The organism is Pseudomonas sp. B37(2017), from assembly GCF_002112885.1.
Classification (GTDB): domain Bacteria; phylum Pseudomonadota; class Gammaproteobacteria; order Pseudomonadales; family Pseudomonadaceae; genus Aquipseudomonas; species Aquipseudomonas paraglycinae.
The window spans coordinates 199999-221070 of the sequence record NZ_NEIX01000008.1; the positions used below are offsets into that span (position 1 = coordinate 199999).

Consider the following 21072-nt stretch of genomic DNA (forward strand, 5'->3'; position numbering starts at 1 on the left):
TCGGTCGGCCGATTGCGACGGGATTCAACGAACGGTGTCGGGCGCGTCCCTCACTGCGCGCCCAGCACCGCCGTCAGCGGGTGGTCATCACCGATATCCTGGTGATGCCCGAGCGCTCGATGGACGCCATGGCTTTGGCGACCTGGCCGTAATTCACGGCGGAGTCCGCCTGCAGTTGCACGCGCACTTCGGCGTCCTTGGCCATGACCTCCTTGAGGCTGGCCTCCAGTGATTCCGGCGCCAGCTCGGTCTTGGCCAGGAAGAACTTGCCGTCCTGATCGACGCTGACCACCACCGGGTCTTTCTTTTCAGCGGGGGCGACGGCGTCGGTTTTCGGCAGGTTGACCTTGATCGCGTTGGTCATCAGCGGCGCGGTGACGATGAACACCACCAGCAGCACGAGCATCACGTCCACCAGCGGCGTGACGTTCATTTCACTGAGCACTTCATCGCTGTCTTGAGTGGAAAAGGACATCAGCTGGCCTCCCGCACGGCGGCCGTGGATTTGGCGATGGCCTGGCGGCTGATGGAAAACGCACTGCGCGAGGCGAGGGCGTCGAAGTCGTGGGCGAAGTCATCCATGTCCGCCGAGGCCAGCTTCAGGCGCCGCAGGAAGAAGTTGTAAATCAGCACCGCCGGCACCGCGACGGCAATGCCCACACCGGTGGCGATCAGCGCGTGGCCGATGGGCCCGGCCACGGTTTCCAGGCTGGCCGAACCGCTGGCGCCGATGCTTTGCAGGGCTTCCATGATTCCCCACACGGTGCCGAACAGGCCAATGAACGGCGCGGTGCTGCCGATGCTGGCGAGGATCGCCTGGCCGTTTTCCAGCGAGCGGCGTTCCTTCTGGATCTGCTGGCGCAGGTTGCGCTCCAGTCGGTCGGAACGGTTGATGGTGTGCGCCAGTTGCTGGGTGGTGCGCGGGGATTCTTCCACCAGCAAGGCTTCGAAACCGCTGCTGGCGATCCGCGCCAGCGAGCCCGGATACTGGCTGGCGTGTTCGGCGGCGGTCAGCAGGTCCGGTGCGCCCCAGAAGGCTTTGCTGAACTGTTTATTCTGGGTTTTCTGGCGCAGGTATTGCGCCGACTTGACCAGCAGGATCGCCCAACTGACCACGGAAAACAGCACCAGCCCCCAGAGCACGCCGGGGACAATCATCGAAGACAAAGAATCGTTCATGGCTACACCTCGCTTGCGTTAATCGGTTGTGAGTTCGGTTGTCGCGCCGTCATTGCGGCAATTTGAAATCGATGGTCTGGGTGGCGAAGCCGTCGATCGGTGTGTCGCCGCGTTTGGCCGGGATGAACTTCCAGGCCTTCACCGCTGCAACCGCCGCTTCATCCAGTTGCGGCTTGCCGCTGGATTTGGTCACCGTCACCGAGCCTGCGCGACCGTTGGCCAGCACCTGAATCCGCAGCACCACGCTGCCTTCCCAGTTGCGCCGCAGGGCCAGCGACGGGTATTCCGGCGGCGGGTTGCCGAGGCTGGCGAGGCCGGAAATCGCCGCCGACTCTTTCACCGGGCCCGGTGCCGCGGCAGGTGCCGGCGGCGCGCTCGGGGTGGCCGGAGCGGCAGGCGCGGCCGGTTGCGCAGGGGCGGGCGGCGCTTTCGGCGGCTCGGCCTTTTTCACCGGTTTGGGTTTCTCGACCGGTTTCGGTTTTTCGATCGGCTTGGGTTTCTCCACCGGTTTGGGCGGCGGCTTGACCGCGTCCTCGTCTTCCACCGGTTGTTCCGGTTCGGGCGGTGGCGGTGGTGGGGGCGGCGGCTCCGGTGTCGGCGGGGCCGGCGGTGTCGGGCTGGTGAGCTCGACGGTCATTTCCGGAATTTCCGGTGGCGTGGGCAGCGGTTCGGCCCGCGCCTGCTGGAAAAACCACCAGGCGCCGCCGTGTATCAGCGCCGACACTGCCACCAGCAACAGCATCTGCTGTTTGTTCAGGCCGCCGGGCTGAGAAGTGTTGGCCTTGTAGACGGGCCGAACCGCCACCGACGCAAGCGCTGCGTTCGGTACTGGCCCCGGCGGCGTTCTGTGCTTTACCGCATCGTTCATTAAAGCTCCCTCGGGTGGATGAAGGGCAATAAGGTGCCGTTCGAACAACACAGCGTTGTTCGAGTGAGTGGTCGCAACTTTCATACAGGTGTGCAGAAGCCGATAGTTGAACTATCTATTGGACAGGGCTTGTGCAGCTTGTTGCTTCAGTAATGTCGACTTCGATGGTTCATTGATCCGGTCCGTGGCTGTTCTTTTATAAGTGAGTGTGCAATTGAGTGGCGAACATCGTTCTTGCCCTCATGGTGGATGCAATAGCAACCGCTGTGCCAAACAGTAAACAATGTGTAGCGGTTATTTCACGGATGATACGTATGTCGCATTTATATAAGTTTCATCAGGCACGCCGGTTTTCATGGGCGCATAACCTCCCGAAGGCCCTGTTTGCAAGGCTTTTTCAAGGGCGAGACAGGCCTGGCGCGGTATCGCGCTGTTCAGCGAGATAGAGCGGCTGTTCTCGGGTCGGCCAGGACGCGTGATGGTGCGTGGCGGACTGATTTGGTGCGGGTCAGTGTTTTAGCGGGTCACAGGCGATGTTCCTTGTTCTTGTCTAAGTAAAGTCGGTTGTTCCGCTTGTTCGGTGAAATGGTTGAAAGTGCAGTTTTGGTGCGCTTCGGACATTAACGCCGAACAGCAAAAGTTGTAGCGGTGTGCTGTCTGGAAGTTATTGTCGAACAATGTGTTGTTGCATTCATTAATGCAGCGCGCACGCAATGATTTCTTGCGTGCTATTTAAAAAATAAATAGTGCAGGCGTTCAGGTAATAAAGGGAATGCACGGACAGTTCGCAGGACGAACACGGCGCAGGTACAAGGGCACGGAGAGAAGAGTGTGGCGCAGCAGATGAAGATTCACGCGGTGAACTCCTTGTTGCCAGCTCGGATACGCGAACTTTTGGTTCGGTATCGCACCTTACAAGAACGCGGATAGCGTTCGCTGATTGCTCTTGGTGCGGGATGGGCACCGCCAGCGCTGTTTTGCGAGATCAGGGATTCGCAAGCTGCCGATGAATGCGCAATCCGTGCCAAATTCGATACAACAGCTATAAATAGGGCCAGGCAGGATGCCTTTCGCAGTGGAGGAGGGGATATGTATCAGCTCTACGGACATCGCAATTCAGGGGCGGCGGCCATCGAGGCGGCGCTCGAGCTGTGCCAGGTGGCTTACCGCTTCATCGATATCGAGGCCAGTGCGGAAGCGGCGCAGGAGCTGGCGCGGCTCAATCCGCTCAAACAGATCCCGACCCTGCAACTGCCGGACGGCAGTGTCATCACCGAAAGTGCGGCAATTCTGATTCATCTGGGGCAAAGCTTTGCGCAATCCGGCCTGCTGCCAGCGAACGGCGCTGACCGCGATCAGGCGATTCGGGGCCTGGTGTACATCGTCAGCAATTGTTATGCGGCCATCGGGATCATTGATTACCCGGAACGCTGGCTGGTGATGCCGGACGAGGCCTCGCGGCAGAATCTGATGGCGGGGGCGCGGGAACGACTGCACTGGAGCTGGGAGGTGTTTGCCGATCAGTTCTCGGCCGAGCTGTACCTGGACGATGAAACACCGGGGGCGCTGGATGTGCTGGCGGCGGTGGTCACGCGCTGGGCCGGTGCCCGCGAACACCTGCGCCAGGCCCGACCCGGTTTCCATGCGTGGCTGCAGCGCATCGACCGACACCCGGTGCTGGCGCCGGTCTTTGCGCGGCATTGGCCCGGCTGATCACTCCCCGCGAATGTACTGCTCCAGCTGCTTGATCAGCTCGGCCTGTTCGGCAATCGCTTCCTTGACCAGGTCGCCGATCGACAACAGGCCGATCAGTTTGCCGTTCTCCACCACGGGCAAGTGACGCAGGCGTTTGTCGGACATGATGCCAAGGCAAGTGTCGACGGTCTGGTGGGTGTCCACCGTGATCACGTTCGCCACCATGATGTCGCGCACCGGCGTGCCCACCGAAGAGCGCCCGTGCAGCACCAGTTTGCGCGCGTAATCGCGCTCGCTGATGATGCCCACCACTTTGTCGTCTTCCACCACGAGCAAGGCGCCGACGTTCTTTTCGGCCATTTTCATCAGCGCTTCGAGCACCATGTGATCGGGTTTGATCTGGTGCACTTCCTGATTTTTCGGATCTTTGAGCTTGAGCAGCTGGGCGACGGTTTTCATGGCGGTTACTCAGGTGTTGTCGTTGTTCTCCAAGCATCGTAGACGCAGGCGCACAGAGCAAGGCCGCAAAACGGCAGATAACACGCAAAAAACGTCATTTCCCGGTAAATGACTCAAACCCTTTGCCGATTGCAGGTGCGACCACAAGCCGTCACATGTTTCGAAACAGAGCCCGAAACGAACAGCGCTGCGTTTTTTGTAGACTCCAGGGCCCTTAATGTCATGGATGACAGCTTTAACATGCAAAACGTACGGATCAGCAGCCAACAATCGCCCGACAACGCAGCAGCCCGATCCATCGCAGGTTCAATTCCTTCCTGGTTGTTGAAGTCCAGAGACGCTCATCGTCTCGCCATGCGGACAGCAGCCGGGCGTGATCTGCCCTGGTATCACCAGGCGTCGGCAGCGCAACGCATGGCCCTCAAAAAGGCACTTGAGGCCAGTTGGCAATCACGCAACCAGTCCGACAGGATCTTTGGCCGTCTCAAGGAAATCGAAGCGTTCGCCGAGCCGTTATTGATCGAAGCGCTCAAGACCCGATTCGGCATCACAGTCGATATCAGAACGACTTATCTCAGAACCTATCGTTCAACGGGGTTGGCCGGTGGGTTTGAAATGCGGACAGTGTCCTTGCTCGAAGCGGCGCTGAATAACTTCGAAGCCAAGGAAACACGAGGCGGTTATTTCGACGCAGCCAGCCAGTTCATCACCCGACCTTCGGCGACGGGGCAGTTCGAGATCGTCCCCGTCAAGTCTCGGCTGTCAGTCGAGGCCTTTGCCTCACTCTGTCGTGAACTGGATATCGGTCGCCAATACCAGACCTGTCTGAACGGTTTTTTCGACTTCACCCAACCGGTGGTCAAGGCACGGCTGCAACTGGCGTTTCAGACCTGTGAAAAAGACGCTCTGGTGGTAGCCAGCGAACTCGCGCTCCTGAAAGGAGACATTGATTCGCAGACCCATGCGCTGCTTTTGCGGCTGACACAAGGAGACCGATTATTAACGCTCGGCGTAAAAAACCTGCATTGCCATACGGTCACGATGATGGGGATCGATCTGAGTTCAATCCTTCTGATCGCGGCAGACCTTGAGGGCAGCCGCTCGGTCGAGCCTGTCATTGCCTACGTCCCTCATGATCCCCGGCATCCGGTCAGGCAATATCCCTCGGCTGCCCGTTTCGCGGCGGTGCTGACCGACCAGTTGCGGGATCCGGATTACCAGCAGTTTTTCAGTCGTTTCGTTCCCCATCGGCACCGTGGGAATTTCTTCTTTCAGCTCAATGAGCGGCTTGTAGAACTGAAATGGCATGCGTCCGATCCTGGTACGCAACAGCCGACGTGGCGCCCCGAGCCGGTGGCCAATCCGGATTTGAGACTGGCCGGTGCAAGAATTGCCGGTGAAGTCTGGGACCACGTCTTTACACGTCACTTGAATCAGTTGTTCGCCGACGCCAGGACTCGGGCCGTTCCGACTGGCGATGAAGACGCGAAGTCGCGCTGGGCGCGTTGGGACAGTTTTCAGAAGGTCGCTCTAACTGTGCTTGAGGTTGGCCTCTTCGTTGCCGCACCCTTTGCGCCTCTTTTGGGCGAGCTGATGCTGGCCTACACCGCTTATCAGCTGCTGGATGAAACCTTCGAAGGCATTGTGGAGTGGTCTGAAGGGCAGCGCATTGAAGCGGCAGAGCACGTCCTCGGCGTGGTCGAAGACCTTATTCAGTTGGGCGCTCTGGTAGCGGCAGGTGAGGTGCTGACTGCCTTGAAACCGCTCAAGTCATCGCCATTGATCGAGCGAATGGAAGTCGTGGAGTCGAGCGATGGTCGATCGCGTTTGCGTACCTCGGAGCCGGAAACGACCGTTGCGCAAGATCACGAACGCGTCGATGAGACACCACTCGGCACGGGAGACATGCCAGGTCTGGAGGCGCGCTTCAAGGCGCTCTATCCACAGTCGACCGAACAGACCTTCGTTGATTTTGTCCGCAAGTCAGGCACACCAGCTCAGGCACTGCAACGGATTGGCGAGCTAGAGCAAAACTATCAGGCAATGAGCGATACCCTGGACGGGTGGGTGGCCATCGAGAAGGGTGATTTGTTGCCCATGGATCAGCGTTACCACAAGGGACGCTTTGCCGAGGCGATCAAGCGTTGCTGGCAAGCCGCGCATACACCTTCGGCGAACGGTTACACCCTGGATCTGGACTTTCACTGGACCAGTGACTTCCTGGAATATCTGCCGACGCTGGACGTCGAGTTCCCGCATGTCAGCGCCTTGCGGTTTCGCAGTGCGGAGTTGCGTACCGATATCGATGGATTTCTGGATTATTTCCCCGATCTGAAATCACTGGACTTAAGCGACAACAACCTTGTTGCACTGCCGAGTCTGAAGGGGAGCTTGAGGGGGCTGGAGTCGTTGGATATGTCCGCCAACCAATTGAGCCTGAGCGCTGAAAGTGTCGCGGAACTGGCGGCTCTGACTCATCTGCAAACGTTGAGTCTTGGGAATAACCCGGCGTTGTCGCGGCCACCGGACATCAGTCGCCTGTCTGAGCTTGTGACGCTGGATCTGCATGGCAGCGGTCTGGTGGATTGGCCCCAAGGATTGTTTGCCCTGGCAAGGCCGCGGGGCTTCGAACTGGATCTGCTGGACAATCCGATTGCTCGAATACCTCAAGTGGTACCTGGCTCCGAACAGGCCAGACTGGTTGCCCGTACACGTTTGAGCCGTGATCGATTGCCTGACCCGGTTCGTGAACAGTTTCAGGCCTGCATGCGTTCAGTTGGTTATGACCCCGCTCGCAGCTATCCGCCCAAGGGTGAGAAAACCAGTGTGCACTGGCTGGAGGGTGTGAACGGCTCGGAACTGCAGAGCAGGCAGACCAGGTGGAATCAGCTTGAGGCGCAAGCGGACTCCCAGGGTTTTTTCGAAGTTCTGGAGCAGTTGGTCGAATCGGCTGATTACATCGAAGCTGCGAACCGTGCGGAGCTTACGCAGCGGGTTTGGCGAATGATTGATGCGGCTACGCAAGACGCGCCGTTGCGCGAGGAGCTGTTTGGCATGGCCATCCATCCAGAATCGTGCGCGGATGCCGGTGCGCAGATATTCAATGAAATGGGCATCAAGGTATTGATCCGCGAAGCTCATATGGCGGGCACTCCCGAGCAGATTGAAGCTGCACTGATAACGCTGGCCAAAGGCAAATCCCGACTGGATCAGGTCAATGAGATTGCACGGGCCACTGTCAGGCCCCGTCTGCAGGCTGGTGAAACATTTATCGCAGTGGATGAAGACGGGGACATGACTGGCACGATCGATGAGGTGGAAATTTATCTGGCGTTCCAGACCGGCCTGGCGCAACGGCTGGAACTGCCGTGGCAATCGCGGGGCATGTTGTTTCGGGAGATAGGCGAGGTCACGGATGCCCAGATTGATAAGGCTTATGACTCCATCCTGGGACTTGAGGCGGGTGAAGGGCTGGTCAACCAGATCATCGAGCAACGCTTCTGGCGCAAATATCTGAAAAGACGGCATCCGCAAGCGTTTGGGCAGAATGCTCTGGAATTCAATACAAGGCAGGAGGCGTTGTTCGCGCGACATGTGACGGGGGCGCTGACGCAGCCAGTGTACGAGCGAGAGTTGCTGGCATTGGCCGAGGAGCGTAAGGGGTTATTGAAAACGCTGACGCTGGATGCGTTGAACAAAGCGGCATAGGCCGTCGCGAGATAATCGCCGGTCAGGCTCACCCTGACCGGCTTTCGTCTACCTGCACGCCGCTTATTGCAGTGCATCCAGCTGGTTTTTCCAGATCTCGTGTGTCAGGCCGGTGGAGCCTGTCAAAACGTTGAAGGGTTTGACTGCATTGTCGTAAGTGGCCACCAAATGCCCGGCGCAACTGAAGCAGGCTTCAAAAGCCTGAGCGTGTTCGACGTTTTGCAGTCGTTGCGTCACCAGGGAGATCGACTCGGGATCGAGGTCGGCATATGGGAACAGTGTTTTCTGGATGTAGAGGGCGGCACTGGCGGCCTGCACTTCTGCATGAGCCCCCGGCAGGCCTCGACTGGCGGGCAGTTTCATATCGCTGGCTCTGATATGCAGCTCCATGCGCTCCAGTATTTGAGAGTGGATAGCGGGCACTTCGTACTCCATCCCTGCGAGACTGGTGGGCTCGGTTGATGCGCCTACGTACACTTTGACTGCGAAATTTCTGTCTTTCAGGCGATTGGTGTATTGCTTCTCCATATGGTCTTTGAAAAGCCCGAAGTCAGTGATCTGATAGACGCCCAGAGAAGCGAGATTGTCGTCTCCAAGGGTGTAATCGACCGGTCTGGACAGATGGATCCCGTGTTCGGCACTCGTCAGGGTTTCCGTCAATGGGATATTGATGAAGTCAGTGAGGATTACGTCCTCTTCCGCGCCTTCCCCCGGGATCAGTGCGCCGGCGTGTGCCACGGCAACGTTGCTTCGAAATTTCTTCGAGAATCGAGAATCCGGGTTTGCCGCCAGTCTTTTCTTGATCTGTGCAGGGGTGCCTGCCGCTGCAGTGTTGCCCGCCGTTATCATGGCGGTCGTTCGGCCACTGACTCGCTGGTTGAGCCTTTCGCCAGTCAACCCAAGCACGTCTACAGCGCTGACGGGATTGTTCCTGACCATCGCATACAGATTCCATCCATCCACCGCGCCAGCCGGGTCAGCACTGATCCAGCGCAGGCACCACCAGGCGTAGTAGCGCCTTCCATAGGCATAGAGCCCGGTTTCGTCCATCTCCTCGCCCGAGTAACGCAGGGTCTTGTAACTCACTTCCCGTGCCGAGCCTGCCGTCAACGCGGCCGTTCCGCCGAAAGGGTAGTAGTCTTCCTGGCTGATCAGGCGGGCCCGCTGATCGAGCTCGAGCATGCCGGAGTGCTGGATGTCGTCGAGGCAGTAACGCACTTGATCGTTATCGACTTCAGCGGGGCGTCCGGCGATCCAGCGCAGGCAGCGCACATTGCCAATCGCGTTCGGCAAGGTAATGACATGCAAGACCTCGCCGGTTTCCCGCGTGCGGATTTCCAGGCCGTGCAGGTAGTAAACCTGTTGAAAGTGAGAGGTGGACGGGGTGTGAGTCTCATGCCGTTTGGAAACCCTCCTGCCACCGCTGTAGCGATAAGTTTCCTTGTCATCCGGTTCGCTACTGCGCTCAATCAGCGTGACGCTGCTCAGTTGGTCGTGGAGGTTCCATTCAAGGGGTTGACCCGGATGCAACTGCTGAAGATTGCCATGACGATCAAACAGCGCGGGAAAGTCCGGGTCGGGATCTCCTGCCTGCCATTGCACGCCCCGATTGCTTGAAGGCTGAATGAACATCTGTCGGGTATACCCACCCACCGCGCGGGTATGTACCATCTGGGTCATATTGCCGCCTGTGTCGTAACTGTAAGTCTGGCGGTAATTGAGATGATGGGCGGGATCGCTCGGCACCGGGCGGCCCGGGGTGCCGGTCGCAGGCAAGGCGTCATGACCGGTAGCGCTGATCAGTCGGTACAACGAGTCATAGGTAAAGTGACGTATCCCGTTGATAAGCTGGTTGGCAAAAAACTTCGGTTGAAAGGTGTGATCCTGAATGCTGACCACGTTACCGGTATTGTCATAGCCATACTCCAGATACTGGCGCAGGGGCTGGCCGGGCACGCCAGCCTTGATGCTGGTCAGCCAGCCATTGGCATCGTCATAATCCCAGGTTCGAACCACCCCATTGCCCAATGTCTGTTCCTCGGGCAGTCCTTCTGCGTTGTAACGACAGCCTTTGAGAATGTCCTGGACGGAGTGGCTGCCAGCAAGTTGCAACGTCACCTGTATCAGTTGTCCGGCGACGTCGTATCGAGATTTTTGCAAGTGACCACCGGCATCGGTCTGGCTGAGTGGCTTGCCGTCGGCGCCGTAGTGCCATCGGGTGGTGTAGGTAGCGCCATCGAGCGTTTGGGTTTCTGCAAACGGCAACCCCGACAGACTGAATGGTCCGAAGTCCGTTGATCCTGAAGGGTCGACTTTGTGAATGAGCTGTCCGCGGATGTTTTGCCCGGGATCAGCGTCCGCCTGGCCGTAGGTCAGTGTTTCGATATCGGGTTGGTCATTCACTCCGACGGCAAGCAGGCGCAAGCGGCTGTCGTAGACGTTGTTCCATACGTTGCCGCGTCCATCCCAGCGGGTGAGCACTTGATCGGCCAAGCCGGACAGGATCACACGATCACCGGAGTCGACACTCTCGGTCTTGAGCACTTGCCCTTTCAACCCATGCACGGTCACCAGATTGGGTTTGGGTGCGCTGCCAAAGAGGCGGGGATCCCAGCACTCCACCAGGCGGCCAGCGGAGTCGTAGTGATTTCGGGTAATCAGTGACTCTGTCGGTGCCCCCGCCGTCGTGCGCAAACAGGACACCTCGCGAACCGTCAGGCCTCGCCCGTCCATAACGATGAGTGAAGGCGTACGGTGATGTACGGAGGCATTCAATTTGCCCAATCCTGCGATGCATCGCACCAATGAGTGTTCGAGGCAGTTCCTATGCGAATGCTATCAACATTGATGTGACGGGTAACCTGTCAACTTTGACAGTGCCCAGGCTTTGGCGCTCGTCAGCAATATCGCCCCGAGACGCGTAAACTCGCCACTCTGGTTCAATTGTTGAGGCTGCAGTGGTGGATTTACAGCAGGGCTTCGTCCTGACCCGGCATTGGCGCGATACCCCGGCCGGCACCGAAGTCGAGTTCTGGCTGGCGACCGACGCCGGGCCGCGCCGTGTGCGCCTGCCGCATCAGCCGTCGGTGGCGTTCATCCCGGCGGCGCAGCGCGAGCAGGCCGAGCGGGTGCTGGCGGACGAAAAGAACGTCGAACTGCGCCCCCTGGCCTTGCAGGATTTCGAGCATCGCCCGGTGCTTGGTCTGTATTGCCAGCAGCACGGCCAGTTGATGCGCCTCGAAACCGCGCTCAACCGTCACAGTGTCGATGTTTTCGAAGCCGATGTGCGACCGCCCGAGCGCTATCTGATGGAGCGTTTCATCACCGCGCCGGTGTGGTTCAGCGGCACGCCCGATGCCGAGGGTGTGCTTCTCGACGCGCACCTCAAGCCTGCACCCGACTATCGCCCGCAACTGCGACTGGTTTCGCTGGACATCGAAACCACCGAGCAGGGCGAGCTGTATTCCATCGCGCTGGAAGGCTGCGGCGAACGGCAGGTGTACATGCTCGGTGCGCCGAATGGCGATCACAGCATTGTCGACTTCGACCTCGAGTACTGCGAATCGCGGACCCTGATCCTCAAGAAACTCAACGACTGGTTCGCCCGCTACGACCCCGACGCGATCATCGGCTGGAACCTCGTGCAGTTCGACCTGCGCATCCTCCACGAACACGCCCGGCGCCTCGGCGTGCCGCTCAAGCTCGGGCGTGGCGGCGAGGAAATGCAGTGGCGCGAACACGGCAGCCGCAATCATTACTTCGCGGCAGCGGCAGGAAGGCTGATCATCGATGGCATCGAATCCCTGCGTTCGGCGACCTGGAGCTTTCCTTCGTTCAGTCTGGAGAACGTCGCCCAGACGTTGCTCGGCGAGGGCAAGTCGATCGACAACCCGTACCAGCGCATGGACGAGATCAACCGCATGTTCGCCGAGGACAAACCGGCGCTGGCCAAGTACAACCTCAAGGACTGCGAACTGGTCACGCGGATCTTCGCCAAGACCGAGCTGTTGAAGTTTTTGCTGGAGCGCGCCAGCGTCACCGGTCTGCCGGCGGATCGCAGCGGCGGGTCGGTGGCGGCATTCACCCATTTGTACATGCCGTTGATGCACCGCCAGGGTTTTGTGGCGCCGAACCTCGGCACCAATCCACCGCAGGCCAGCCCCGGCGGGTTTGTCATGGACTCGCAACCGGGGCTGTACGAATCGGTGCTGGTGCTCGACTACAAGAGCCTTTATCCGTCGATCATCCGCACCTTTCTGATCGACCCGGTGGGGTTGATCGAAGGCTTGCAGCTTCCGGATGACAGCGACTCGGTGCCGGGTTTTCGCGGCGCTCGTTTCTCTCGCACCCGGCATTGCCTGCCGTCCATCGTCGCCCGGGTCGCCGAGGGTCGCGAGACTGCCAAGCGCGAACACAATGCGCCTTTGTCCCAGGCGTTGAAAATCATCATGAACGCCTTCTACGGCGTGCTCGGTTCCAGCGGTTGCCGGTTTTTCGATACGCGGCTGGCGTCCTCGATCACCCTGCGCGGCCACGAGATCATGCTGCGCACCCGGCAATTGATCGAGGCTCAGGGGCATGCGGTGATTTATGGCGATACCGATTCGACCTTTGTCTGGCTGCGTCGCCCCCACGGTCAGGAAGAAGCAGCGACCATCGGCCGGGCGCTGGTTGCGCACGTCAACGACTGGTGGCGCGAGCATGTGCGTGAACAATACGGGCTGGAAAGCGCCCTCGAATTGCAGTTCGAAACCCACTACAAACGTTTCCTGATGCCGACCATTCGCGGCGCCGAGGAGGGCAGCAAAAAGCGCTACGCCGGTCTGGTGACCCGCGCCGACGGCAGCGAGGAAATGGTCTACAAAGGCCTGGAAACCGTGCGCACCGACTGGTCGCTGCTGGCCCGGCAATTCCAGCAGGAGCTGTACGAGCGGATCTTCCAGCGTAAGCCGTATCAGGATTACGTGCGCGAGTACGTGCGCAAGACGTTGGCCGGCGAGTTCGACGAGCGACTGGTCTACCGCAAGCGCCTGCGCCGCACTCTCGACGACTATGAACGCAACGTGCCGCCCCACGTGCGCGCCGCGCGGCTGGCCGACGATTACAACGCGCAACACGGTCGCCCGCGCCAGTACCAGAACGGCGGCTGGATCAGCTACGTCATCACCCTGGCAGGGCCCGAACCGCTGGAAGTACGCCGTGCGGCCATTGACTACGACCACTACATCACCCGCCAGCTGCAACCGGTGGCGGATGCGATCCTGCCGTTTGTCGACGACGATTTCTCAACCCTGATCGGGGGGCAACTGGGCCTGTTTTGAGTCCAGCAGTTGCAGGGTCCATTCGTCCTGAATGCCGTGGAAGTAACGCTCCAGCGCCTGATGCCAGGGGCTGTCGTCGTCAGCGAACTGGGCGAACAGGGTCATTGATGAGTGGAATTTCAGGTCGTCCGGATGACCGAAGATTTCGGCAATCGAACGCTGCTGCACATTCAGTACAAGCTGCGTGCAGGTCCGCAGTCGGGCGCCGAGCAACGGATGATCGAGGTAGGCGCGGGTTTCCGGCGCCGAGCTGATCGCGAACCGCCGCGACATCTCGCTGCCACCGAGCCCGGCAAACTGTGGAAACACGAACCACATCCAGTGGCTGCGCTTGCGGCCCTCGCCGAGCTCGCGCTGGACCCGTTCGAACACCGGGTCCTGGGCGAGCACGAAGCGTTGCAGGTTGAATGGATCGTCCTGATCAGTGCTTCTCATGGCGAAGCCCTCTGTCAGTCGGCGGTGGCTCAGACCATGGCCAGCCGCTGCTTGCGTTGTGGCGCGTGAAACGCCTGGTCCAGCGCCGCCAGATCCCCGGCATCGAGTTGCAGCTGCGCCGCTTGTGCATTGAGCTGCACGTGTTCCGGGCGCACGGCCTTGGGAATCGCAATCACCCCATCCTGACGCAGAATCCACGCCAGCGAAACCTGTGCCGGGGTCACGCCGTGACGAGCGGCAATCTGTTTCAGCACCGGCTCGGCAAGCATGGCGCCGCCCTGGCCGATCGGGCAGTACGCCATCAACGGCATGCGCTGTTGCTGGCACCACGGCAGCAGGTCGAATTCGATGCCGCGCTCTTCCAGGTTGTACAGCACCTGATTGGTTGCGCAGGCCGAGTTCGACAGTTCTTCAAGATCGTCGACGTCGAAGTTCGACACGCCCCAGCGGCCGATCTTGCCTTCCTCGCGCAGACGCTCGAAAGCCTCGACGGTTTCTTCCAGCGGATACTGGCCGCGCCAATGCAGCAGATAGAGATCGATGTAATCGGTGTCGAGCCGGCGCAGACTGCGCTCGCAGGCCTGGGGAATGCCTTTGCGGCTGGCGTTGTGCGGGTAGACCTTGCTCACCAGGAACACTTGATCGCGCAGGCCGGCAATGGCTTCGCCGACCACGCTTTCGGCACCGCCCTCGGCGTACATTTCGGCGGTGTCGATCAGGGGCATGCCCAGCTCGATGCCGCTGCGCAGGGCAGCGACTTCACGCTTGTGCGCCGAGCGGTCTTCGCCCATGCGCCAGGTGCCCTGACCAATCACCGGAACCTGCACGCCAGCCAATTCGAGGGTACGCATTCAAACCTCCTTTCTGAAACGGTCGATACCTTGGGTGGGCAGCAGGATAGCCCACGGGTTCCGTCCGGTTCCAGAAAGGAGGCGGGAGTGGTTACTTGGCGGAGAACCTCAACACCACGCTTTGGGTGTAGGTCTGGCCGGGATCGAGGCGGGTGCTCGGGAAGTTCGGTTGGTTCGGCGAATCCGGGTAGTGCTGAGTCTCCAGGGTGAACGCGCCCCAGTGCGGATAGACCTTGCCACCCTTGCCTTTGACCGTGCCGTCGAGGAAATTGCTGGTGTAGAACTGCACGCCCGGCTCGTTGGTGAACAACTGCAAGTGGCGACCGGATTGCGGGTCGCTGACTTCGGCCGCGAGTTTGCTGACGTCACCCTTGGTGTCCAGCGCCCAGTTGAAATCGAAGCCACCGTGTTTTTCTTCGGCGAATTTCAACTGCGGGTGATCGGCCTTGATGTGCTGGCCGATGGCGGTCGGTTTGGTGAAGTCCATCGGCGTGCCGGCCACAGGTGCCAGTTCGCCGGTCGGGATCAGTTTGGCGGTGACCGGGGTGTAATGGCTGGCATGCAGGGTGGCGACCTGCTTGAGGATGTCGCCATTGCCGGCGCCGGCGAGGTTGAAGTAGCTGTGGTTGGTCAGGTTGAGCACCGTCGGTTTGTCGGTGCTGGCCTTGTAGTCGATGCGCAGCTCGTTGCTGTCGGTGAGGCGGTAGGTTACTTCAGTGGTGAGGTTACCGGGGAAACCCATTTCGCCATCCGCCGACAGGTAGGTCAGGGTCACGCCGACCGAATCCTTGTCTTTGGTTTCCTTCGCTTTCCAGACCTTTTTGTCGAAGCCCTGAGTGCCGCCGTGCAAGGCATTGGTCTTGTCGTTCTGCGGCACTTGGTAGCGTTTGCCGTCGAGTTCAAAGGCGCCGTCGGCCAGGCGATTGCCGAAGCGGCCGATGGTCGCGCCGAAGTACGCGGTGCCTTTCTGGTAACCCTGCACATCGTCGAAGCCGAGGACGATGTCGTCGAGCTTGCCGTGTTTGTCCGGCACCTGCAGCGCCTGCAAGGTCGCGCCGTAGGTGATGACTGTGGCTTGCATGCCGTGGCTGTTGCGCAGGATGTATTGTTCGACAGGCGTGCCGTCATTGGTTTTGCCGAAGGCTTTGTGTTCGCTGGACAGGCCGGCAGCCTGGGCGGAGAGGGTGGCGATCATCAGGGACAGTCCGAGGCCGCAGAGTGAGTGACGGGATTGAAGCATGGTTGACCTTCCTTTTTTGTTGTTGTTTTAAAAATCTCTAAATAGTCATGCTAATTGATGGTTGCGTGAAGATTTATAGCGGATGAAACGATTAATGCAAAAATAAAGTCGGACTTAATGCCTTGAACAGTTTGCGCCGAAGGTCGGGAATCCACGCCGGCACTGCACTTTTGCGAAATCCCCGGCTCTATCCATGGCCAGGGTGCGGTGACTTCCGCCGCACAGGAATGTGTCCGTCAAAGAATTCATGCCGAGAGTTTTGCACCCCATCGCTGCATTCATTCATCGCCCGTGCCTGCTGCTGGCCTTTTTGTCGACGCTGTTGCTCGGCGGTTGCAGCCATCAGGACGGCAACAATTTCATCAACCAGATGCGCGAGGGCAGGCCTCAGGAATTTCTCCAGACCAGCGTCGACCGCATGGCCACACTGGCGATGCGCGACAACCTCGACAGCCTCTACCTGCTGATGGGCAAGCTGTATTTGCGCAACCCTGAAGAGCTGCGCAAATCCGGCTTCCTCGACGTCAAGACCGCGGTCAAACAAGTGCGCCTGGCCATCGAACAGCAACAACCGTTGCCGACCCTCGGCGGCAAAAAAGACCTCGCAGCGCTGAGCTATGCCATGAGCCCGGAGTTCCTCGGCGACCGGGTCGGCGCGTTCATCTATGCCATCGGCAGCATGCTGGTCACCGCCCACGGCAACCGCACCGAGTTCTACATGACCGATGCGATCAACCCGACCTTCGTCAACAACGCCGCGCGCAACATCGAGAAAGCCACGTGGATCCTCGCCCAACGGCAAAACAAGGAAGGCCAGCCGCTGCTGTTTTCCAACGAGATTTCCGAGGAGGGCAGCAACCTGAGCTTTGCCACGGAGTTCGGCAAAGTCGTGGCGCGTCTGGATCTGCTGACCCAGATGCTCGACGAGCGCTACCGGCGCATCGGCCTGAATTACGCCCAGAGCCTGCTGTTTTTGAATTTTTTGCCAGTGCAGTGAGCCAAGTCGGGTAGAGTGGCCGACGACTGTGTTTGTATACAATCTGTCGTCCGATTTGACTCAAAGGGAGCTGCACCCGTCATGACCGACCCCGCAAGCGCCGAATACTCGAGCCTGGAACGTGCCACCCGCACGGACAAACTGCCTTACGCCGCGTTGCTGGCGTTTGCCATGACCGGCTTCATCGCCATCCTCACTGAAACCCTGCCGGCCGGTTTGTTGCCGCAGATCGGCGCCGGCTTGAACGTCAGTGAAGTGCTGGTCGGGCAACTGGTGACGCTGTATGCGCTGGGCTCGATTGTCGCGGCGATTCCGCTGACGGTCGCCACCCGTGGCTGGGGGCGCAAGCGGGTGCTGCTGATGACGGTCGGCGGGTTTCTGCTGTTCAACACCATCACCACGTTCTCCAGTCATTACGGTTTGACCCTGGTCTCGCGGTTTCTGGCCGGGATGGCGGCAGGGCTGTCGTGGGGGATCATGGCCGGTTACGCGCGCGGAATCGTTCCGGTGCATCAACAGGGCCGGGCGCTGGCGATTGCCATGCTCGGCACGCCGGTGGCGCTGTCGCTGGGCACGCCGGCCGGCACCTGGCTGGGCAATGTGATCGGCTGGCGCGCCTCGTTCGGGATCATGTCGGCACTGGCGCTGGTACTGGCGACGTGGATCGTCATTGCCGTGCCGGATCGTCCGGGTCAGGCCCGCGCCGAGCGTTTGCCATTGATGCAGTCGCTGCGTTTGCCCGGCGTGCGCCCGGTGCTGTTCGTAGTGCTGACCTGGATGCTCGGCCACAACATTCTCTACACCTACATCGCCCCGTTCCTGACGCAGGCCGGTCTTGGCGAGCGGGTCGATCTGGTGCTGCTGGTCTTCGGCCTGTGTTCGTTGCTGGGGATCTGGATCATCGGTCTGCTGGTGGATCGCTGGTTGCGCGGGTTGGCCCTGATCAGCCTCGCGATATTTGCCGTGACCGCGCTGGTGCTGGCACTGGTCGCGCCGTCGCCCTGGCTGATTTATGCGTGCATGGCGGTGTGGGGCCTGTCGTTCGGCGGCTCGGCGACGTTGCTGCTCACCGCCGCAGCGGACTCCGCCGGAGAACATGTGGATGTGGTGCAGGCGATGCTCACCACTTCATGGAACGTGGCGATTGCCGGCGGCGGATTGTTCGGCGGTTTGCTGCTGGACCGGACGGGGGCGATGTCGTTTCCGTGGGCGTTGCTGATCCTGTCGCTGATCGCGCTGGCGACGGTCTGGCTCAATAGCACTCACAGTTTCAAACCAGGCCGACGACGGCACTGATACTGATGAAATGGCATAACGATAGATCCTATCGATATAGGGCGTTATAAGAAAACTGGTTATCCTGCGGGCCGGATTTTTCCTGTGGTTTGTCTGGACGTCTTAATGGAATTGGCAAATTTCGGCCTGGTGATTGCCGGGCTGGTCGTGGGGTTCATCGTCGGCATGACCGGTGTCGGCGGCGGTTCGTTGATGACGCCGATCCTGCTGTGGTTCGGCATCAATCCGGCCACGGCGGTGGGCACGGATCTGCTGTACGCGGCCATCACCAAATCCAGCGGCGTGCTGGTCCACAGGAAGAACAAGAATATCGACTGGGCCATCACCGGCTGGCTGACCCTGGGCAGTGTCCCGGCGGTGGCGATGACCTTGTGGTTCCTCAGCACCCTGCACACCGCGCCGGACGCGATGAACGCCATCATCAAGCAGGCGCTGGGCTTCGTGCTGTTCGCCACGGCGCTGGCGATTCTGTTCAAGAAACGCCTGCTGGAATTCGCCCACAAACGTGCCGGCGGCAACTACAACCCGAGCGGCGCGCGCCTGAATGTCATGACCGTGATCACCGGTCTGATCCTCGGCACCATGGTTGCCCTGACCTCCATTGGCGCCGGCGCCCTCGGCACTGTCGCGCTGTTCATCCTTTATCCGCTGCTGCCGACCCGTCGCCTGGTCGGCACCGAAATCGCCCACGCCGTTCCGCTGACCCTGGTCGCCGGCCTCGGCCACGCGAGCATGGGCAACATGGACTGGGGCGTGCTGGGCTTTCTGCTGGTCGGCTCGCTGCCGGGCATCTGGCTCGGCAGCCACCTGACCGGCCGCGTCTCCGATGAACTGCTGCGCCCGTGCCTGGCGACGATGCTGGTGTTGATCGGTTACAAGCTGGCGTTTTGATCGGCGAGCATCCATGGCCCTGAAGGCTCAAGCGTCTGGCTGACGCGGTCATAAAAGGTAAACAAATGGGCGACAGGATCGCGCCCGTCCGGTTGCGCAAAATCGGTGCTGACCTAAGCTTTGGGCAAGGCGAAACACTTTTGCCGGGCAGCCCCCGGAACAATCGCCGCGATGCGCAATCATTAGAGCGTGGATATCAAAAGGAGATGCGCATGCTCATCAGGTCACTGACCCTGACACTCTTGCTGGCGATTGCCGGCCCCCTGTTCGCCGCCGACGGCGATTCCCCTCTGGACGTCGACAAGGGCATCAACCGCCCGGTGATCGTGATCGCTTCCAGTACGGTCGATTCTTATTGGGTCAGCCTGAAAAAAGCGCTGGACGACCCGGCCAACAAACAAGGCATCGCCGACCGCAAGATCAAGGTCTACACCATCCTGAGCATGAGCGGTCAGGTCGATGGCAAAAGCCTCGAGCAGCAGCAAACCATGGCGCTGCTGCGTTCGCTGAAGCTGGGCGCCGGGGCGTATCCGAAAGTCTTCCTGGTGGGCAAGGATGGAGAGACCAAACTGACGGCTTCGGGCGAGGAAGCGGCGGCGGTCGATTTGAAGAAAATTTTCGACACCATTGATGCGCTGCCTGCTGCCGAGAAAGAAACTACTTCCACCGTGGTCACGGCCCCGGCTGCTGCAGAACCGGCACCGGCCAAGGGTGCGAAAGGGACTAAATCGACGAAACCGACCAAACCGGCCAAGCCGCCGGAAATGCCGGATGATTGATGTTCTGATTCAGGGGTGATCAGAAAAGAAAAAACGGGCGACCTGAGAAGGTCGCCCGTTTTTTTATGGCGTGATTACCGGGTCAATTCACCCAGAATCTTGTGCGCAATCTTCACCCGTTCCGCATTCGGATAATTGCGGTTCGCCAGAATCACGATCCCGACTTTCTTCGATGGCACGAACGCGACATACGCGCCGTAGCCAGCGGTGGAGCCGGTCTTGTTCAGCAGCACGTTCGCCGGTTCCGGCTGTGGCGGATTCAGCCATTTGACCTTGTGCGGTTCCATGGCCATCGGCGTCGAGTTGCCGTCCAGCAGGCGGTCGAGGCTGATCGGGTAGGTGTAGCGTTCCCAGCCCAGGCCCTGGGTCATGTCGCCGACGGTGTAGTAGCCGGTGTGGGTGAGGCCGATGGCTTTTTGCAGGGGTGCTTCGAGTCTGGCGGTGTTGAGGTTGGCTTCGACGTATTGAAGGAGGTCGGCGGCGCTGGTTTTTACGCCGTAGGCTTCGGAATCGAGGGCGCCGGGGCTGACGCGAACCGGTTTGTTGTTCTTGTCGTAGCCCTGGGCGTAGAGCTTTTCTTCAGACGCGGGCACCGACAGGAAGGTGTGCTTGAGCCCGAGTTTTGGCAGCAGGGTTTCGGTCATCACCTGATTGAACGGCTGGCCGAGGCTTTTTGCGGCCAGGTAGCCGAACAGGCCGATGCTCGGGTTGGAATAGAGGCGATGGCTGCCGGCCGGAAAGGTCGGTTTCCACTGTTGGTAATAGCCGAGCATCTTGTCGGAAGAATCCGCAGCATCGGGGAATTGCAGCGGAAGGCCGCCGGCGCTGTAGGTGCCCAGTTGCAGCAGGCTGATGTGGTCGAAGGCGCTGCCTTTCAGTTCGGGCCAGTGCTGGCTGGCCTTGTCGGAGAACTCCAGTTTGCCGCTGGCCTGGGCGTAGGCGGCGAGGGTTGCGGTGTAGGTTTTGCTCACCGAGCCGATTTCGAACAGGGTGTTTTCACTCACCGCTTGCCCGGTACTTTTGTCGGCGACACCGTAGTTAAAGTAATGTGCCTTGCCATCGACGGTCACGGCCACGGCCAGACCGGCGATATCCTGTTGCTGGATGACCGGGGTCACAGTGGCTTTGACCAGCGCCTGCAACTGATCGTCGGTTTGCGGGGCGGCCAGGCAGGTGGCGGCGCTGAAGAAAAGTCCGAAAGCGCTGTAGGGCTTGATTTTGTTCAGGTTGATCGAAGACATGCGTGAACCACTCTCCATGAGTGTTGATGGTGTTATCCCGCTACACTGCGAGCGTTTTCCGTCGGGCCGGCTGATCGGCGCCGCCAAATCTAGGCAGTCCGGGGTCTTTCGA

16 protein-coding genes are annotated in these 21072 nt (G+C 60.0%); 7 read left to right on the plus strand and 9 right to left on the minus strand.

Annotated features, from left to right (window positions below):
* Window positions 1-73: 73 nt before the first annotated feature.
* The 3 genes from CAF90_RS20560 to CAF90_RS20570 are packed head-to-tail and all read right to left on the minus strand — an operon-like array spanning window position 74 to window position 2047.
* Complete coding sequence (locus CAF90_RS20560) at window positions 74-475, minus strand: biopolymer transporter ExbD (RefSeq protein WP_085608297.1); 402 nt, start codon at window positions 473-475, stop codon at window positions 74-76.
* Window positions 475-1179: a MotA/TolQ/ExbB proton channel family protein gene (locus CAF90_RS20565; protein ID WP_085608298.1), complete on the minus strand. Its 705-nt coding sequence runs from the start codon at window positions 1177-1179 to the stop codon at window positions 475-477. Before CAF90_RS20565 ends, CAF90_RS20560 begins: the two co-directional genes overlap by 1 nt.
* A 49-nt stretch (window positions 1180-1228) precedes the next feature.
* Window positions 1229-2047: a TonB family protein gene (locus CAF90_RS20570; RefSeq protein WP_085608299.1), complete on the minus strand. Its 819-nt coding sequence runs from the start codon at window positions 2045-2047 to the stop codon at window positions 1229-1231.
* 1089 nt (window positions 2048-3136) lie between these two features.
* Between CAF90_RS20570 and CAF90_RS20575 the strand changes: the two genes are divergently transcribed.
* Window positions 3137-3760 carry a glutathione S-transferase N-terminal domain-containing protein gene (locus CAF90_RS20575; RefSeq protein WP_011335069.1) on the plus strand — a complete coding sequence of 208 codons (624 nt, stop codon included), beginning with the start codon at window positions 3137-3139 and terminating at the stop codon, window positions 3758-3760.
* Here the strand turns inward: CAF90_RS20575 and CAF90_RS20580 are convergent, their stop codons facing one another.
* Window positions 3761-4201, minus strand: a complete 441-nt coding sequence (locus tag CAF90_RS20580) for a CBS domain-containing protein (protein ID WP_064380861.1) — start codon at window positions 4199-4201, stop codon at window positions 3761-3763.
* Between the two features lie 222 nt (window positions 4202-4423).
* Between CAF90_RS20580 and CAF90_RS20585 the strand changes: the two genes are divergently transcribed.
* On the plus strand, window positions 4424-7909 hold the full coding sequence (locus CAF90_RS20585) for an NEL-type E3 ubiquitin ligase domain-containing protein (protein ID WP_170929416.1): 3486 nt from the start codon (window positions 4424-4426) through the stop codon (window positions 7907-7909).
* Window positions 7910-7972: 63 nt separating this feature from the next.
* Here the strand turns inward: CAF90_RS20585 and CAF90_RS20590 are convergent, their stop codons facing one another.
* Window positions 7973-10684: an RHS repeat-associated core domain-containing protein gene (locus tag CAF90_RS20590; RefSeq protein ID WP_085608301.1), complete on the minus strand. Its 2712-nt coding sequence runs from the start codon at window positions 10682-10684 to the stop codon at window positions 7973-7975.
* A gap of 185 nt (window positions 10685-10869) precedes the next feature.
* Here CAF90_RS20590 and CAF90_RS20595 point away from each other — a divergent pair, with 185 nt between their 5' ends.
* Window positions 10870-13230 (plus strand): DNA polymerase II, encoded by a 2361-nt coding sequence (locus CAF90_RS20595; RefSeq protein ID WP_170929417.1) that lies wholly within the window; start codon window positions 10870-10872, stop codon window positions 13228-13230.
* On the opposite strand, the gene CAF90_RS20600 is transcribed toward CAF90_RS20595, so the two are convergent.
* From CAF90_RS20600 to CAF90_RS20610, 3 genes are all read right to left on the minus strand, one after another.
* The gene (locus CAF90_RS20600; RefSeq protein ID WP_085608303.1) at window positions 13195-13665 is read right to left on the minus strand and encodes a DUF1810 domain-containing protein; all 471 of its coding nucleotides are present in this window, start codon (window positions 13663-13665) and stop codon (window positions 13195-13197) included. The genes CAF90_RS20595 and CAF90_RS20600 overlap by 36 nt on opposite strands.
* Before the next feature lie 29 nt (window positions 13666-13694).
* Complete coding sequence (locus CAF90_RS20605; protein WP_085608304.1) at window positions 13695-14516, minus strand: aldo/keto reductase; 822 nt, start codon at window positions 14514-14516, stop codon at window positions 13695-13697.
* Window positions 14517-14607: 91 nt separating this feature from the next.
* Window positions 14608-15756: an aldose epimerase family protein gene (locus CAF90_RS20610; RefSeq protein ID WP_085608305.1), complete on the minus strand. Its 1149-nt coding sequence runs from the start codon at window positions 15754-15756 to the stop codon at window positions 14608-14610.
* A 247-nt stretch (window positions 15757-16003) separates the two neighbouring features.
* Between CAF90_RS20610 and CAF90_RS20615 the strand changes: the two genes are divergently transcribed.
* The 4 genes from CAF90_RS20615 (at window position 16004) to CAF90_RS20630 (ending at window position 19719) form a co-directional block, all read left to right on the plus strand.
* Complete coding sequence (locus CAF90_RS20615; protein WP_085608380.1) at window positions 16004-16753, plus strand: hypothetical protein; 750 nt, start codon at window positions 16004-16006, stop codon at window positions 16751-16753.
* An 81-nt stretch (window positions 16754-16834) separates the two neighbouring features.
* Window positions 16835-18049: an MFS transporter gene (locus CAF90_RS20620; protein WP_085608306.1), complete on the plus strand. Its 1215-nt coding sequence runs from the start codon at window positions 16835-16837 to the stop codon at window positions 18047-18049.
* A 105-nt stretch (window positions 18050-18154) separates the two neighbouring features.
* Complete coding sequence (locus CAF90_RS20625) at window positions 18155-18940, plus strand: sulfite exporter TauE/SafE family protein (protein WP_011335062.1); 786 nt, start codon at window positions 18155-18157, stop codon at window positions 18938-18940.
* A gap of 212 nt (window positions 18941-19152) precedes the next feature.
* The gene (locus CAF90_RS20630) at window positions 19153-19719 is read left to right on the plus strand and encodes a DUF4174 domain-containing protein (protein ID WP_085608307.1); all 567 of its coding nucleotides are present in this window, start codon (window positions 19153-19155) and stop codon (window positions 19717-19719) included.
* A 74-nt stretch (window positions 19720-19793) separates the two neighbouring features.
* Here the strand turns inward: CAF90_RS20630 and ampC are convergent, their stop codons facing one another.
* Entirely contained in the window at window positions 19794-20960 is a 1167-nt protein-coding gene (gene ampC / locus CAF90_RS20635; RefSeq protein ID WP_085608308.1) for a class C beta-lactamase, read from the minus strand.
* Between the last annotated feature and the right edge of the window lie 112 nt (window positions 20961-21072).